This is a genomic window from Achromobacter sp. EB05 (assembly GCF_044232075.1).
GTDB lineage: Bacteria > Pseudomonadota > Gammaproteobacteria > Burkholderiales > Burkholderiaceae_B > Achromobacter > Achromobacter dolens.
Window position 1 is genome coordinate 1,432,138 of the sequence record NZ_CP155917.1, and the last position, 15,239, is coordinate 1,447,376.

Below are 15,239 nucleotides of genomic sequence, written 5' to 3' on the forward strand. Positions count from 1 at the left end.
CCTGCTGGGACAGCGGGCAAAATGAATGCCACACCACTATCCGGCAGGGCGCGGTTGCGCCGGCGACCAAATGACCCAGGGGTTGAATGAGCAGGCAGTACAATGGCGGCCCACGCGCTCGACGGAGTTGCGTACTTGAGTTGCATCTCTACGCCAGCGGCTGATTCAGCCCCTTAAGGCTGTCCCGATTATATGTCGCTTTCCGCAATGCGCAAAGAAACTTCCTCCCCTATGGCCACCCCCTCCGTCCGCATGGTGGAAGTGGGCGCCGAGCATGCCGGCCAGCGCCTGGATAACTACCTGATGCGCCTGTGCAAGGGCGTCCCCAAAACCCATATCTATAAGGCCATCCGCGGCGGCGAGGTCCGGGTAAACAAGGGACGTATCTCGGTGGACTATCGGGTCGCGGAAGGCGACATGGTCCGCATTCCGCCGCTGCGGCTGCCCGACCCGGGCAAGCCCAAACCGGTGCCGGCCGCCGAATTCCCGGTGGTGTTCGAGGATGACGCGATGCTGGTGGTGGACAAGCCCGCCGGTGTGGCGGTCCACGGCGGCAGCGGCGTTTCCTTCGGCGTGATCGAGCAACTGCGCGCCGCCCGCCCCGAGGCCAAGTTCCTGGAACTGGTGCACCGGCTCGACCGCGAAACCTCCGGCCTGCTGATGGTCGCCAAGAAGCGCAGCGCGCTGCTGGCCCTGCACGCCATGCTGCGCGAGGGGCGCAGCGACAAGCACTATTACGCGCTGGTCGAGGGCGACTGGGTCAACGACCGCCAGCACATCAAGCTGTCGCTGTCCAAATGGACCACCCAGTCGGGCGAGCGCCGCGTCAAGGTCGATCCCGACGGCCAGACCGCCCACACCATCATCACGCTCAAGCAGCGCTTCGGCCGCTACAGCCTGGTGGACGCCGAGCTGCGCACCGGGCGTACCCACCAGATCCGCGTGCACCTGGCGGCCAGCGGCTTTCCCATCGTGGGCGACGACAAGTATGGCCATGACGAGGTCCGCGCCGAGTTCTCGCGCATGGGTTTTGGTCGCATGTTCCTGCATGCCCATCAATTGACGCTGAATCACCCGTTGACGGGGGAGCCGATGACGCTGACGGCCGAACTGCCGCCCGCCTGTCGGAAAATACTGAAACAACTGGAGTCGGTCTGATATGTCGTATTCGCTGGTCGTTTTTGACTGGGATGGAACCCTCATGGATTCCACGCACAGCATCGTGGCCGCCATCCAGGGTGCCTGTCGCGACCTGGAGCTGCCGGTGCCATCGGCCTCCGACGCCAGCTGGGTCATCGGCCTGTCGCTGGAAAGCGCGCTGCGCCGCGCCGTGCCCCAATTGACCCAGGCGATGCTGCCGCGCTTCCTGGAGCGCTACCGCACCCATTACCTGCTGCGCGATCCAGAATTGCGCCTTTTCGATGGCATTCCCGAGTTGTTGACGGCGCTGGCCGAGCGCGACGTGCGCCTGGCCGTGGCCACCGGCAAGAGCCGGGTGGGCCTGACCCGCGCCCTGGCCGCGACCGGCCTGGGCCCCATGTTTGACGCCACCCGCACCGCCGACGAGACCTTCAGCAAGCCGCATCCGGCCATGCTGCACGAGCTGATGAGCGAGCTGGACGTCGATCCGGCCCGCGTGGTGATGGTGGGCGACACTTCTCACGACATGCAGATGGCGACCAATGCCGGCGTGCATGGCCTGGGCGTGACCTACGGCGCGCATACCCTGAAGGAACTTGAGGGTTGCGGTCCGCAGGCGGTGCTGGATAGCGTGCCGCTGGTGCGTGACTGGCTGCTCAGCCGGACCCTGGCGGCGGCGGCCTGACGATCGCAGGCGCGCCGGGGAACGCTGCGAGAGCGGGGCGGTCTATTGCGGATCGCCGCCGGCCACGCCGGCGGAATATCATGGGGTCGCGAAACGTCCACGGTTTGAGCGGGGCGGCAGCGACGCGACTCGCCGCGCCGGCCCCCTAGGAGATTCCCATGCTGATACGCAAGCCCCATGACATCGTTCCTTCCGACATCACGACCGAAGCGGTCTGGCGGTCGCGTCGCGACCTGATCCTGCGCGCCGGCGTGGCGGCGGCGGGGCTGGGGTTGCCGTGGGCGACGCGCAGCGCCTTCGCCCAGGGCCCCGGTGCCGGCGCCCTGGCGGGCCAGCCCAATGCGGCGTTCAGCGTCATGGACAAGCAGACGTCTTTCGCTGATATCACGTCGTACAACAACTACTATGAATTCGGGGTCGACAAGGGCGAGCCCGCGTCCAACGCCGGCAAGCTGCAGACCCGGCCCTGGACGGTCAGCGTCGAGGGCGAGGTCGGCAAGCCGCGCACCTTCGATATCGACGAACTGCTCAAGCTCGCGCCGATGGAAGAGCGCGTTTATCGGCTGCGCTGCGTCGAGGGGTGGTCCATGGTGATTCCCTGGATCGGCTATTCGCTGTCGGCGCTGCTCAAACAGGTCGAGCCCACCGGCAATGCCAAGTACGTGGAATTCGTGACCGCCGTGCAGCGCGAGAACATGCCGGGCGTGCGCGCCGCCATCCTCGACTGGCCCTACATCGAGGGCCTGCGCATCGACGAGGCCATGCACCCGCTGGCCATGCTGGTGTTTGGCGTTTACGGCAAGGTGCTGCCCAACCAGAATGGTGCGCCCCTGCGGCTGGCCGTGCCCTGGAAGTACGGCTTCAAGTCGGGCAAGTCGCTGGTCAAGATCCGTCTGGTGGAAAAGCAGCCCGTCTCCTCATGGATCAAGGCCGCGCCGCAGGAATACGGCTTCTACGCCAACGTCAATCCCACCGTGCCGCATCCGCGCTGGAGCCAGGCCACCGAGCGCCGCATTGGCGAGGACGGCCTGTTCTCGCCCAAGCGCAAGACCTTGATGTTCAACGGCTATGCCGAGCAGGTTGCGTCGCTCTACCAGGGCATGGATTTGAAGGCCAACTATTGAAACCGCCCGTGGCCGAGAGTGCTGGCGCGACCCCGGCGCGCAAGCCCCAGTGGTCGGCGCGGGCTGTCGGGCGCGTCAAGCCCTGGCTGTTCCTGTTGGGCCTGGCGCCGTTCGCGCGCTGGCTCTGGTTGGGCTTCACCAATGGGCTGACCGCCAATCCCGTGGAATTCCTGACACGCTCGTCGGGCACCTGGACGCTGGTGTGCCTGCTCGTGACGCTGGCGATCACGCCGCTACGGCGCCTGACCGGGCAGCCGGCGCTGGTGCGCCTGCGCCGCATGTGTGGCCTGTTCGCGTTCTTCTATGGCGCCATGCATTTCATGGCCTGGGTCTGGTGGGACCGCGGCTTCGATCCGGCCGCCATGTTGCAGGACATCGGCGAGCGGCCCTTCATTACCGTGGGATTTGCCGCGTTCGTGCTGATGGCGGCGTTGGCGGCCACCTCCACCCAGTGGGCCATGCGCAAGATGGGCAGGCGCTGGCAGCAACTGCACCGCGCCATCTACCTGATCGGCCTGCTGGCGGTGCTGCATTACTGGTGGCACAAGGCCGGCAAGAACGACCTGTCAGAGCCGATCCTGTATGCCTCGGTGCTGGCGCTGCTGCTGGGCTGGCGGCTGGCCGCCTGGTGGCGCCGTCGCGGGGCCTGAGCGGCATGCGCCATCCGGTTACAGTATGGCCAGCATGATCGCCGCGGTCTCGGCGTCGGGCTGGCCGTCGTGGCGGGCAGGGCGGTAGTGCATCTGGAACGCTGCCAGCACGTTGATGGTGGCGCGGTCCAATGTGCCGCTCTGTGGCGTGGTGTAGCCCAGCCGCTGCAGTTGCTGCTGAAACCAGGCGACGTCGGGTGTGCCCTGGGCCTGCAGGCGCGCCAGGTGTGCGGCGGCGCCGGCTTCGTCATACCAGCGGCCGATGCCGGCTGCGGCCAGTTGCTTCCAGGGGAATAGCGGGCCGGGGTCGACCTTGCGCTGGGGCGCGATGTCGCTGTGGCCCACCACGTTCTCGGGCGCGATACCGTGGCGCTGGATGATGTCGCGCAGCAAGAGGGTCAGGGCGCGGATCTGCCGGTCGCCGTACGCATGCCACTGCGGCTTGCCGTCGGTGCCGTCGGTCCAGCCCGGGTTGACAATTTCGATGCCGATCGACGTGCTGTTCATGGCATTCAGGCCATACCAGGCGCTTTCGCCGGCGTGCCAGGCGGCGCGGGTTTCGTCGACCAGCCTGTGGGCGCGGCCGGAGGTTTCGATCAGGTAGTGGGCGCTGACCTTGCCCTGCGACAGCAGCTTCATCGATACGGCGTCGTCGGTCGAGGTGTAGTGCACCACGACGAAACGCACCCGGCTGCTCTGGCTGACCGCGGTAACGGAGGTGTCCAGGTTCAGGCCGGCGGGGCCGCGCTGGGCGCAACCGGCCAGGGCCGCGAGGGCCAGGCATACTGCGGCAAATCGGATCATCGTCAGCGGGCCAGGTACAGGAACAGGGTGGGCATTTTGTCCAGCGATGGGGCGGGCTGTTTTTTCCAGTCGGCGATGGTGCGCGTGGCGATCCATTCGTCCGCGGTGGTCAGCGCGCGGGCCACGCACAGCTTGGTGTCGCCCTTCAGGCTGGCCAGCAGCGTTGCGAACATGGCGGCGTTGCGGTAGGGGGTCTCGATCAGCAATTGCGTCTGGTTGTGTCGGGCCGAGTGCTGTTCCCAGGCCTTGAGCTGCCTGGCGCGTTCGCCGGCGTCCACGGGCGCGTAGCCGTGGAAGGCGAAGCGCTGGCCATCCAGGCCGCTGGCCATCAGGCCCAGCAGGATGGAGGAGGGGCCGACCCAGGGCTTGACGACGATGCCCAGCCGATGGGCGGCGTCCACCACCTTGGCGCCAGGGTCGGCAACCGCGGGGCAGCCGGCTTCGGACACCAGGCCGATGTCGGCGCCGCGGCGCACCGGCTCGAGCCAGGCGCCGATCTCGGCCGCGTCCGTCCTGTCGCTGAGCGTGTGGATGGTGATTTCCTGCAGCGGCCGGGTGGTGCCCACCAGCTTGAGGAAGGCGCGCGCCGTTTTGGCGTTCTCGGCGATGTAGGTGTCCAGGCTGCCGGCCCGGGCGCGCGCATCGGCGGGCAGCCAGCTTTCCGGGGCGGCCTCGCCCAGTCCCACCGGGATCAGGTGCAGCGAGCCGCTCATGCGGGCGCTCCCGGCGCCGCCAGCGCGTCGAGCCCGAACTCGGCCAGCATGGTGGTCAAGGTGATCAGCGGCAGGCCGATGATGGCGGTCGGATCGTCGCTCTGGATGCTTTCCATCAGGGCGATGCCCAGGCTTTCCGCCTTGGCGCTGCCTGCGGTATCGTAGGGTTCCTCGGCGCGTAGGTAGGCGTCGATGGCCTGGTCGCTCAGGCGCCGGAATTTGCACCGCGTCACGATATCGGCTTTTTCCACGCGATGACCGTCAGTCACCGCCAACGCGCTGTGAAATTCCACGATCTGCCCGGAAAGTGCGCGCAATTGCGCCTGGGCGCGCGTAAAATCGCCCGGCTTGCCAATGGGTTGGCCGTCTACCGTGGCCACCTGATCCGATCCGATGACGACGCTGCCGGGATGCCCGCCGGCCACCGCCATGGCCTTGGCCACCGACAGGCGCAGCGCCAGCGCTTCGGGTGATTCGCCTGGCTGTGGCGTTTCGTCCACATCGGGCGAAATGGCGGTGAAGGGCAGGCGCAGGCGGGTGAGCAGTTCTTTGCGGTAGCGCGAGCTGGAGGCGAGGATCAGACTGGGTTGTGAGGGCATTCGATATTTGACGCTGGGACGTAAGTCACAGTATTATCTAACGTTTTGCGGCATTTTTGCAGGGCAGCATGACTTTTGGGCGGGGCGCAACCCCCACTCATGGGCGGGGCGCAACCCCGCGTCAGTCATCGGTTTTGCGCCCTGGGATGGTCGCGAATGCACGGGATGTGCGGGTTGTGCGCGAATGCGCATTTCCGGCGGCCTCGTGCGAAAGGACAGAACATCAAGCCCATCGACGCATTCGCATTCGCCCATTCGGGCAAGGAAGCGCAAGGCACCATACCTCTTGTGCGGTTGACGCGCGCGGTTGACGGGCTTCCCGAGCAACCGGCGGGTGAGGCCGGCCTCGTGACGTGGTCCGTGCGTGGCGAGATGGGCAAGGCCGGGCTGCTGCAAGGTCAGCCGCTCCTGCACATTCATGTGCAGGCGAATCCGGTCGTGGTGTGTCAGCGGTGCAATGAGCCGTTCGCCTATCCGGTGGACAGCGAGGTCCTGCTGCAACTGGTCAAGTCCGAAGCCGACCTCGACGACGGCTTTACCTCGGGCGATCACGCCGCGGGTTTCGACGACGAGGATGAGGACGGCGAGGAAGCAGGAAACGCAGGAAAAGGTTTTGTGTCCAACCAGCCTGAAAAGGTGGTGGGTTCGCATCATTTCGATCTGTTGGCCCAGATCGAAGATGAGCTCATTCTGAGCGTTCCGTATGTGCCCAAGCATGATGTATGCCCGGGCGCGCAGGCCAAGGACAGCGAAGCTCCCCAAGAGCCCGTTGTCAAGCGTCCGTCGCCGTTTGCGGTGCTGGAACAACTGAAGCACAAAGATTGAGATCAACATCGGGCCGCATCGCGTACAATGCGCCCCGTTTCTAGGAGTCATCATGGCTGTTCAACAAAACAAGAAGTCCCCGTCCAAGCGCGGTATGCACCGCTCGCACGATTTTCTGGTGAATCCGTCGACGGCTATCGAACCGACCACGGGCGAAACGCACCTGCGTCATCACATCAGCCCCAACGGCTTCTACCGTGGCCGCAAGGTCCTGAAGACCAAGGCCGACGAATAAGGCCCCCGGGCCGAACTCGTACTCGGACCAATTCGGCTGAGCGCTGATACCTGGCACCCGTGATACGCATCGCCATAGACTGTATGGGCGGAGACTTCGGTCTGCCCGTCACGATTCCGGCTGCGATCGAGTTCGCCCGGCAATTCCCGGATACCCGGCTATTGCTGGTCGGGCTTCCCGACGCCATCGAAGCGGCGCTCTCCGAGCACCGCGGCGTCGAGCGTGATCGTTTCGAGATCGTGGCGGCTTCCGAAGTCGTCACCATGGACGACCCGGTCGAGGTCGCCCTGCGCCGCAAAAAAGATTCCTCCATGCGCCTGGCCGCCCAGTCCGTCAAGGACGGGAACGCCGACGCCTGCATTTCCGCGGGCAACACCGGCGCGTGGATGGCCATTTCACGCTATGTGCTCAAGACGCTGGACGGCATCGACCGGCCCGCGATCGCCACGTCCATTCCGAACCAGACGGGCCGCGCCACCACGGTGCTGGACCTTGGCGCGAATGTGGACTGCACGGCCGAACACCTGCTGCAATTCGCCATCATGGGCGCCGCGCTATCGCAGGCGGTGGACCATCGCGACAACCCCACCGTGGGTTTGCTCAACATCGGCGAAGAGGTCATCAAGGGCAACGAGGTCGTCAAGGAAGCCGCCGAGCTGCTGCGCGCCAGTCCCCTGAACTTCTACGGCAACGTGGAAGGCAATGACATTTTCAAGGGCACGGTCGACGTCGTCGTCTGCGATGGCTTCGTCGGCAATGTCGTGCTCAAGTCCGTGGAAGGCCTGGCCAAAATGCTGTCCAGCGTCATTCGCGAAGAGTTCAAACGCAACCTGATCACGCTGCTGGCCGGCGCCGTGGCCAAGCCGGTGCTGAACCGCTTGCGCAACCGCGTCGACAATCGCCGTTACAACGGCGCGGCGTTGCTGGGGCTGCGTGGCGTGGTCATCAAGAGCCACGGCTCGGCTGATGTCTACGCCTTCGGTTTCGCGCTGCAACGGGCGCGCGAAGCCGTCGTGAGTAAACTGCTGGAGCGCACCGCGCAGACGGTCGCGCAGCTCAACCAGCGCGTCCAGTCTGCCTCGAGTGCTCCGGCGCTCGAGCCGGGCGCGGCTGGAGACACCGCTTGATGGATACCGCAATGAAATATTCCGTGATCGCGGGCACCGGCAGCTTCCTGCCGGAACGCGTGGTTTCGAATGACGCCCTGGCTGCGGAACTGGCGACGCGCGATATCGCCACCTCCGACGAGTGGATCGTCGAGCGCACGGGCATCCGCCAGCGCCACCTGGCCGAGCGTGGCGTCACCACCAGCCAGTTGGCGACCGAGGCCTCGCGCCGCGCGCTGGCCGACGCGGGTGTGGACGCCTCCGAGGTCGATCTGATCGTGCTGGCCACCTCCACGCCCGATTTCGTGTTTCCCAGCACCGCCTGCCTGGTGCAGGCCAACTTGGGCGCCAAGGGCTCGGCGGCCTTCGACGTGCAGGCCGTGTGCAGCGGCTTCGTCTATGCCCTGACCACCGCCGACAGCTTCATCCGTGCCGGCCGCGCGCGTTGCGCCCTGGTGATCGGCGCCGAAGTGTTCTCGCGCATTCTCGACTGGAACGACCGCAGCACTTGCGTGCTGTTCGGCGACGGCGCGGGCGCCGTGGTGCTCAAGGCTTCCGACAAGCCTGGCATCCTGGCCGCCCAGTTGCATGCCGATGGCAGCCAGATGAAAATCCTCAGCGCCGCGGGCAACGTGGCTTATGGCGACGTCACCGGCGATCCGTTCCTGCGCATGGACGGCCAGGCCGTGTTCAAGCAGGCCGTCACGGTGCTGGACCGCTCCGCCCGCGACACCTGCGCCGAAGCCGGCGTCGACATCAGCGAAGTCGATTGGCTGGTGCCGCACCAGGCCAACGTCCGCATCCTCAATTTCCTGGCGCGCAAGCTTGCCGTGCCGGTCGAGAAGGTTGTCATCACCGTCGACAGCCATGCCAATACTTCCGCTGCCAGCGTGCCGTTGGCGCTTGACGCCGCGCGCCGCGATGGCCGCGTCAAGCCGGGCCAGCTCGTGCTGATGCAGGGCGTGGGCGGCGGATTCACCTGGGGTTCGGTACTGGCCCGCATGTAAGGGCGTGTCCGGCCGGGACGCGGACTGCCGCGCCCGCCCGGATGTCGCGCCCGACATTCCACAGACTCTGAATCACTCCACACGGTCGAACATGAAAATCGCTTTTGTCTTTCCTGGCCAGGGTTCGCAGGCAGTCGGCATGCTGGATGCCTGGGCCGATGTCGCTGCCGTGACCGATACCGTGGCGCGCGCCTCGCAGGCGCTGGGCCAGGACCTGGGCGCACTGATCGCGCAGGGTCCCATCGAGCAGCTCAACCTGACCACCAATACCCAACCCGCCATGCTGACGGCCGGTGTCGCGTTCTTCGCGGCCTGGCGCGCGGCGGGTGGCCGCAATCCCGACGTCGTCGCCGGCCATAGCCTGGGTGAATACGCCGCGCTGACCGCCGCGGGCTCGCTGGCCCTGGAAGATGCCGTGCGCCTGGTGCGCGTGCGCGCCGACGCCATGCAGGCCGCGGTGCCCGTCGGCACCGGCGCCATGGCTGCCATTCTCGGCCTGGACGATGATGCCGTGCGCGCCGCTTGCGCCGCGGCGGCCCAGGGCGAGGTGGTCGAGGCCGTCAACTTCAACGCGCCGGCGCAGGTCGTGATCGCCGGCCACAAGGGCGCGGTCGAGCGCGCCTGCGAGCAGGCCAAGGCCGCGGGCGCCAAGCGCGCGCTGCTGCTGCCGGTGTCCGCGCCGTTCCATTCCAGCCTGCTCAAACCTGCCGCCGATGTGCTGGCGGACGCGCTGGCTGCGGTCAACGTGGCGGCGCCGCAGATCCCGGTCATCAACAACGTCGATGTCGCCTCGCCGACGGAACCCGGGGCAATCCGGGATGCGCTGGTGCGCCAGGCATGGCATCCTGTGCGTTGGGTGGAAACACTGCGCGCCATGAAGGCGCAGGGCGTGACCCACGTCATCGAGTGCGGTCCCGGCAAGGTGCTGGCCGGCCTGACCAAACGCATCGACCCCGAGCTCACCGGCCTGGCCATCACGGATCCGGCCTCGCTTGAGGCCGCGCTGGCCGCGGTCAACGGAAATTAAGACCATGGAAAACACTTCGATCGAACTGCAGGGCAAGATCGCCCTGGTCACCGGCGCGACGCGCGGCATCGGCCGCGCCATCGCCCAGGAGCTGGCCGCCCGTGGCGCCGTGGTCGTCGGCACTGCCACTTCCGAATCCGGCGCTGCCGCCATCACCGAGGCGCTGGCGCCGTTCGGCGGCCGTGGCGTGGTGCTGGACGTGACCAACGCCGAAGCCTGCGACGCGCTCATCGACGCGCTTGGCAAGGAAGGCGGCGGTCCGCACATCCTCGTCAATAATGCCGGCATCACCCGCGATACGCTGGCAATGCGCATGAAAGACGACGATTGGTCCGCGGTCATCGACACCAACCTGGCGTCGGTCTTTCGCCTGTCGCGCGCTGTGCTGCGCAATATGATGAAGGCCCGTTGGGGACGCATTATCAATGTCACCTCCGTGGTGGGCTCGAGCGGCAATGCCGGCCAGGCCAACTACGCCGCCGCCAAGGCCGGCGTCGCCGGCATGTCGCGCGCGCTGGCGCGCGAGCTGGGCAGCCGCAACATCACCGTCAATTGCGTGGCCCCGGGTTTCATCGACACCGACATGACGCGCGCCCTGGGCGAGAGCCAGACCGCGGCGCTGCTGCAGCAGATTCCGCTGGGCCGACTGGGCTCGCCGACGGATATCGCCCATGCGGTGGCCTTTTTGTCCGGGCCGCAGGCGGGTTACATTACCGGCACCACCCTGCACGTCAACGGCGGGATGTACATGCAATAAGTCACGAAACGCGCGGGCGGCCCAGGCCGCCGCGTCAGTGCCGGGGAACCGGTACGGCAACGCGCGGTTCATCCGGAAACGCCGCACACCGGTTTTCCTGCGCCCGGCGGGCGACAGATCAACGTGCGCGGTGTTATTTTTGTCACGGCCTGGCGTTTGCAGTACTCTGCGCTTGGCTATAATTCGCGGGATTTTTCCCATTTGGAGATCTGCATGGAAAGCATCGAACAGCGCGTCAAGAAGATCGTCGCTGAACAACTTGGCGTGAACGAAGCCGAGATCAAGAACGAATCCTCCTTCCTTGACGACCTCGGTGCCGATTCGCTCGACATGGTCGAACTGGTCATGGCGCTCGAAGACGAATTCGAGACCGAGATCCCCGACGAAGAGGCCGAAAAGATCACGACCGTGCAACAAGCGATTGATTACATCAATTCGAACGGTAAGCAGTAAGCTCAGCCTATATCCTTCCGGTTGCCCCATGTCCGGGGCCGGCCGGGAACCGGGGCGGTTTCAGGAATTTGCCGTGTGGTCCACGCGCGGGAAGGGCATTGACGCCCGACCCGCTATTGCGTGTGCCGCACGCGCAGTGCATCCCGAAAACCGCCTTTCTTTTGTCTGTTTGAGGAGTCATCCGTGAAGCGACGTGTCGTCATCACTGGCCTTGGTATCGTTTCGCCTGTTGGCAACGACCTGACCACCGCTTGGGACAATATCGTCAACGGACGTTCTGGCATCAGCCGCATCACCCGTTTCGATCCCTCGGCCATCACCACGCACATTGCAGGCGAAGTCAAGGACTTCGACGTCAGCACCTATATCTCGAGCAAAGAAGCCCGTCAGATGGATACCTTCATCCATTACGGCGTGGCCGCCGGGATGCAGGCCTGGCGCGACAGCGGCCTGGAAGTCACCGAAGCCAACGCCGAACGCATCGGCGTGATCGTCGGCTCGGGTATCGGCGGTCTGCCGCGCATCGAGGAAACCCAGGTCGAATACATGGCCAAGGGTCCGCGCCGGATCTCGCCGTTCTTCGTGCCGGGTTCGCTGATCAACCTGATCTCCGGCCATCTGTCCATCGCCTTCGGCATGAAGGGCCCCAGCTACGCTGTCGTGTCCGCCTGCACCACGGGCCTGCACAGCATCGGCGACGCGGCCCGCCTGATCGAGTACGGCGATGCCGACGTCATGCTGGCCGGCGGCGCCGAGTCGACCGTGTCGCCGCTGGGCATTGGCGGCTTTGCCGCGATGCGCGCGCTGTCGACCCGCAACGATGATCCTCAGACGGCTTCGCGTCCCTGGGATCGCGACCGCGACGGCTTCGTGCTGGGCGAGGGCGCCGGCGTGCTGGTGCTGGAAGAATACGAACACGCCAAGAAGCGCGGCGCGCGCATCTATGGCGAGTTCGCCGGCTACGGCATGAGCTCGGACGCGCATCACATCACGGCTCCCGACAAGGACGGCCCGCGCCGCGGCATTCTCAACGCGCTGCGCAACGGCGGCCTGAACCTGGAAGACGTCCAGTACGTCAACGCGCACGGCACCTCGACGCCCCTGGGCGACAAGAACGAGAGCGACGCGTTGAAGCTGGCGTTCGGCGACCACGCCAAGAAGCTGGTGGTGAACTCGACCAAGTCCATGACCGGCCACCTGCTGGGCGCGGCCGGCGGCATCGAGGCGGTGTTTACGACCCTGGCGGTCTACAACCAGGTCTCGCCCCCGACCATCAACATCTTCAACCAGGATCCCGAATGCGACCTGGACTACTGCGCCAACGAGGCGCGGCAGATGAAGATCGACGTCGGCCTGTCCAACTCGTTCGGCTTCGGCGGCACCAACGGCTCGATGGCCGTTCGCCGGGTCTGATTTGGAAGGCCCGGGCCAGGGGCGCTGGACTTATCGCGTGCCCGTCCTGCGGCCACGCGGCGTCTTGGCGCTGCCGGGTCTGGGGCTGGTGGCCGCGGCTGCCAGTCTCGTCGCCGCCGCCTCGTGGCACGGCAACGCCTGGACGGCCGCCGCCGTGTTGATGTCATTGGCGCTGGCGGCAGGGCTGTTACACTCGAGCCGTCGGAGCCTGTCCCCGGTATCGGCCCTGCGTACCGCGGCCGGTGGCGGCCGCTGGCAGGTGCGCCTGCCGGGCGGCTGGCGGGATGCGGTGCTGGTACAACAGCGCCGCGGACCTGCTTGGCTTTCGCTCACCCTGCAGCCCTTGCCCCCCGGGAGTATGGCCTTTAACGACCAAAATGTAACTTTCACCGTCTGGCAACCGACGTTGCGACCCGACGACTGGCGGCGGCTGTGCCTGCTGGCCGGCGCGGCGCGGCAGACGTCCCGGACGGTCCGCCTGCGGGAGGCTACATGAGCGAGCGCGAAGTCGACGCCGAGCTTGTTGCGCGCGTCCAGCGGGGCGACAAGAAGGCGTTCGACCTGCTGGTGCTCAAGTACCAGCGCAAGATTCTCCGTCTGCTGGCCCGCATGATCCGCGACCCCGCCGAGATCGAGGATGTGGCCCAGGAAGCGTTCATCAAGGCCTACCGGGCCTTGCCCCAATTCCGGGGCGAGAGCGCGTTCTACACCTGGTTGTATCGTATCGCCATCAATACGGCCCGAAATTGGCTCGCCTCCCAGGGCAGGCGGCCGAGCGCGCCCAATGCGATAGAAACGGAAGACGGTGAAACTTTTAACGAAACCGACAACCTAACCGATATAAGCACGCCGGAGTCGATGGTTGCCAGCCGCGAGATCGCCGAGACGGTGAACGCGGCTATCGAGGAGTTGCCCGAGGAATTGCGCACCGCAATCGTCCTGCGTGAAATCGAAGGTATGAGTTACGAAGACATCGCCCAGAGCATGGACTGCCCCATTGGTACGGTGCGCTCCCGCATATTCCGTGCGCGGGAAGCCATTGCGACCAAGTTGCGTCCCTTGCTTGGCACCGATGTCGAGCGTCGCTGGTAAGGAGTGGCAGTCATGCAGACTACAGCAGCCAAGTCCGTCGTTTCTTCGGATGCCGCCTGGGAGGAATCCGTTTCCGCCTGGATGGACGGTGAAGAAACCGACGATATTCTCCCCGGCCTGTTGACCCGCGAAGGGCGACAGACCTGGGATACCTATCATCTGATCGGTGATGCCCTGCGCAACAGCGACCTGGCGCTGACGCCCAGCGCGAACTTCCACGCCCGCCTGTCGCGGGCGCTGGATGCCGAACTGCCGATCGTGGCGGCGCCTCGGCGCCGCTCGCCGCTGCGCATGGGGCTGTCGGGCCTGGCGGTGGCGGCCGCGGTTGCCACGGTGGCCTGGGTCGCCCAGCCCTACCTGGCGGGCGGTTCCTCCGGCACCGAGACGCGCGTGCTGGCCGACGCCAGCGTCAGCGGCAGCGCCGATACGTCGGGCCTGAGCGACTACCTGGAGGCCCATCGCCAGATGGCCGGCCCCAGCGCGGTGCGTCAGGTGTCGTTCGACGTCGGGGCGGGGCGCTGATGGCCCTGGTGCTTCCGACCCGTTGGCCGGCGCTGGGACGGGCTGCCTCGTGGCAGGCTCACCGCGCCGGCTGGTTCGCCGCTACGCTCCTGACCGCATTCCTGGCCGCGCATGACCCCGCGCGCGCCGCCGACACCGCGCCCGCCCCGCAGGGTGATGACGTGGTCCAGTTGCTCTCCCGCATCCAGCAGGCCGCGCGCAAGCAGGACTACGCCGGCGTGTTCATGTATCAGCAGGGCGAGATGATCCAGTCCTCGCGCCTGGTGCACGTCCTGGACGGCACCGGCGAGCGCGAGCGTCTCGAGATCCTGGACGGGCAGCCGCGCGAATACTTGCGGCACAACGAAGATGTGCAGTGCCTGATCCCCGAGCGCAAGACGGTTTTGATCGAGCGTCGCCGCGGCGATCGCTTTCCCGGCCTGTTGCTGGGCGATCCGGCCAACCTGACCGACCACTACAAGATCCGCACCGAATCGGCGCTGCATCGCGTTGCCGGGCGCGAATGCCGCCTGATCACTATCGAGCCGCTGGACAAGTTGCGCTATGGCTATCGCCTCTGTGCCGACGTCGAGACCAATCTGCTGTTGAAGGCCCAGACCCTCAACGCCGCCCGCGGCGTGGTCGAGCAGGTGTCGTTCACTTCGCTGCGCCTGGGCGCCGAGGTCGATCCCAAATCGCTGTCGTCGCGCTGGAACACGCGCGACTGGAAGGTGCTCGAGCCCTCCATGAAGACGGTCGACCTGGGCGCCCTGGGATGGCGCATTCCGGCGCCCAAGGGGTTCACGGTCGTCATGCAGGTGGCGCGCTCGATGGGGCGCGGCGCGACGGTCAATCAGATGGTGCTGTCCGATGGCCTGGCGGCCATCTCGGTGTTCATCGAACCCTACGACAGCCAGCGCGGCCATCATCCGCCCCCTGGCGCGGCGCAGCGTGGATCGATTACCGTCTATGGCACGCGCATCGCCGATTATTGGCTGACGGCCGTGGGCGAAGTGCCCGTGGCGACGCTGGAACAATTGGCGCAAGCGACAGAATACGTACCCGTGGCGAATGCTCCGGCGGCCGGCTCCAAGTAATGGGCGGCCTC

18 protein-coding genes are annotated in these 15,239 nt (G+C 66.2%); 15 read left to right on the forward strand and 3 right to left on the reverse strand.

Features of this window, described 5'->3' with window-relative positions; genetic code table 11:
- Window positions 1–192: 192 nt before the first annotated feature.
- From AAID08_RS06525 to msrQ, 4 genes are all read left to right on the forward strand, one after another.
- Complete coding sequence (locus tag AAID08_RS06525; RefSeq protein ID WP_100505113.1) at window positions 193–1,158, forward strand: RluA family pseudouridine synthase; 966 nt, start codon at window positions 193–195, stop codon at window positions 1,156–1,158.
- Window position 1,159: 1 nt separating this feature from the next.
- Window positions 1,160–1,825: an HAD family hydrolase gene (locus AAID08_RS06530; RefSeq protein WP_054501566.1), complete on the forward strand. Its 666-nt coding sequence runs from the start codon at window positions 1,160–1,162 to the stop codon at window positions 1,823–1,825.
- Window positions 1,826–1,983: 158 nt separating this feature from the next.
- A complete protein-coding gene (msrP, locus tag AAID08_RS06535) occupies window positions 1,984–2,949 on the forward strand; it encodes a protein-methionine-sulfoxide reductase catalytic subunit MsrP (protein WP_054501565.1) in 966 nt (321 codons plus the stop codon).
- The gene (gene msrQ, locus AAID08_RS06540; RefSeq protein ID WP_054501564.1) at window positions 2,946–3,599 is read left to right on the forward strand and encodes a protein-methionine-sulfoxide reductase heme-binding subunit MsrQ; all 654 of its coding nucleotides are present in this window, start codon (window positions 2,946–2,948) and stop codon (window positions 3,597–3,599) included. Before msrP ends, msrQ begins: the two co-directional genes overlap by 4 nt.
- An 18-nt stretch (window positions 3,600–3,617) precedes the next feature.
- Here the strand turns inward: msrQ and AAID08_RS06545 are convergent, their stop codons facing one another.
- Genes AAID08_RS06545 through AAID08_RS06555 form a run of 3 tightly spaced genes read right to left on the reverse strand, consistent with a single transcriptional unit; the run spans window position 3,618 to window position 5,715 of the window.
- Window positions 3,618–4,403 (reverse strand): N-acetylmuramoyl-L-alanine amidase, encoded by a 786-nt coding sequence (locus AAID08_RS06545; protein ID WP_395757474.1) that lies wholly within the window; start codon window positions 4,401–4,403, stop codon window positions 3,618–3,620.
- Between the two features lie 2 nt (window positions 4,404–4,405).
- Window positions 4,406–5,116, reverse strand: coding sequence for an SAM-dependent methyltransferase (locus tag AAID08_RS06550; protein WP_054501562.1), 711 nt, complete (start codon window positions 5,114–5,116; stop codon window positions 4,406–4,408).
- The gene (locus AAID08_RS06555) at window positions 5,113–5,715 is read right to left on the reverse strand and encodes a Maf-like protein (RefSeq protein WP_054501561.1); all 603 of its coding nucleotides are present in this window, start codon (window positions 5,713–5,715) and stop codon (window positions 5,113–5,115) included. Before AAID08_RS06555 ends, AAID08_RS06550 begins: the two co-directional genes overlap by 4 nt.
- A 165-nt stretch (window positions 5,716–5,880) precedes the next feature.
- On the opposite strand from AAID08_RS06555, the gene AAID08_RS06560 reads away from it, so the two are divergent.
- From AAID08_RS06560 to AAID08_RS06610, 11 genes are all read left to right on the forward strand, one after another.
- Window positions 5,881–6,540 (forward strand): DUF177 domain-containing protein, encoded by a 660-nt coding sequence (locus AAID08_RS06560; RefSeq protein WP_175167631.1) that lies wholly within the window; start codon window positions 5,881–5,883, stop codon window positions 6,538–6,540.
- A gap of 52 nt (window positions 6,541–6,592) precedes the next feature.
- Window positions 6,593–6,775, forward strand: a complete 183-nt coding sequence (rpmF, locus tag AAID08_RS06565) for a 50S ribosomal protein L32 (RefSeq protein WP_006389284.1) — start codon at window positions 6,593–6,595, stop codon at window positions 6,773–6,775.
- Between the two features lie 59 nt (window positions 6,776–6,834).
- Entirely contained in the window at window positions 6,835–7,902 is a 1,068-nt protein-coding gene (gene plsX / locus AAID08_RS06570) for a phosphate acyltransferase PlsX (RefSeq protein ID WP_054501559.1), read from the forward strand.
- A complete protein-coding gene (locus AAID08_RS06575; protein ID WP_035360074.1) occupies window positions 7,902–8,888 on the forward strand; it encodes a beta-ketoacyl-ACP synthase III in 987 nt (328 codons plus the stop codon). Before plsX ends, AAID08_RS06575 begins: the two co-directional genes overlap by 1 nt.
- A gap of 91 nt (window positions 8,889–8,979) precedes the next feature.
- Window positions 8,980–9,915, forward strand: coding sequence for an ACP S-malonyltransferase (fabD, locus tag AAID08_RS06580; RefSeq protein ID WP_054501558.1), 936 nt, complete (start codon window positions 8,980–8,982; stop codon window positions 9,913–9,915).
- Window positions 9,916–9,919: 4 nt separating this feature from the next.
- A complete protein-coding gene (gene fabG, locus AAID08_RS06585) occupies window positions 9,920–10,672 on the forward strand; it encodes a 3-oxoacyl-ACP reductase FabG (RefSeq protein WP_054501557.1) in 753 nt (250 codons plus the stop codon).
- Between the two features lie 213 nt (window positions 10,673–10,885).
- Window positions 10,886–11,125 carry an acyl carrier protein gene (gene acpP, locus AAID08_RS06590; RefSeq protein WP_005012191.1) on the forward strand — a complete coding sequence of 80 codons (240 nt, stop codon included), beginning with the start codon at window positions 10,886–10,888 and terminating at the stop codon, window positions 11,123–11,125.
- A gap of 183 nt (window positions 11,126–11,308) precedes the next feature.
- The gene (gene fabF / locus AAID08_RS06595) at window positions 11,309–12,538 is read left to right on the forward strand and encodes a beta-ketoacyl-ACP synthase II (protein WP_054501556.1); all 1,230 of its coding nucleotides are present in this window, start codon (window positions 11,309–11,311) and stop codon (window positions 12,536–12,538) included.
- Window positions 12,539–13,030: 492 nt separating this feature from the next.
- Window positions 13,031–13,630, forward strand: coding sequence for an RNA polymerase sigma factor RpoE (gene rpoE / locus AAID08_RS06600; protein WP_054501554.1), 600 nt, complete (start codon window positions 13,031–13,033; stop codon window positions 13,628–13,630).
- A gap of 12 nt (window positions 13,631–13,642) precedes the next feature.
- Window positions 13,643–14,152 (forward strand): sigma-E factor negative regulatory protein, encoded by a 510-nt coding sequence (locus tag AAID08_RS06605; RefSeq protein ID WP_054501553.1) that lies wholly within the window; start codon window positions 13,643–13,645, stop codon window positions 14,150–14,152.
- Window positions 14,152–15,228, forward strand: coding sequence for a MucB/RseB C-terminal domain-containing protein (locus AAID08_RS06610; protein WP_054501552.1), 1,077 nt, complete (start codon window positions 14,152–14,154; stop codon window positions 15,226–15,228). Before AAID08_RS06605 ends, AAID08_RS06610 begins: the two co-directional genes overlap by 1 nt.
- The last annotated feature ends 11 nt before the right edge of the window (window positions 15,229–15,239 follow it).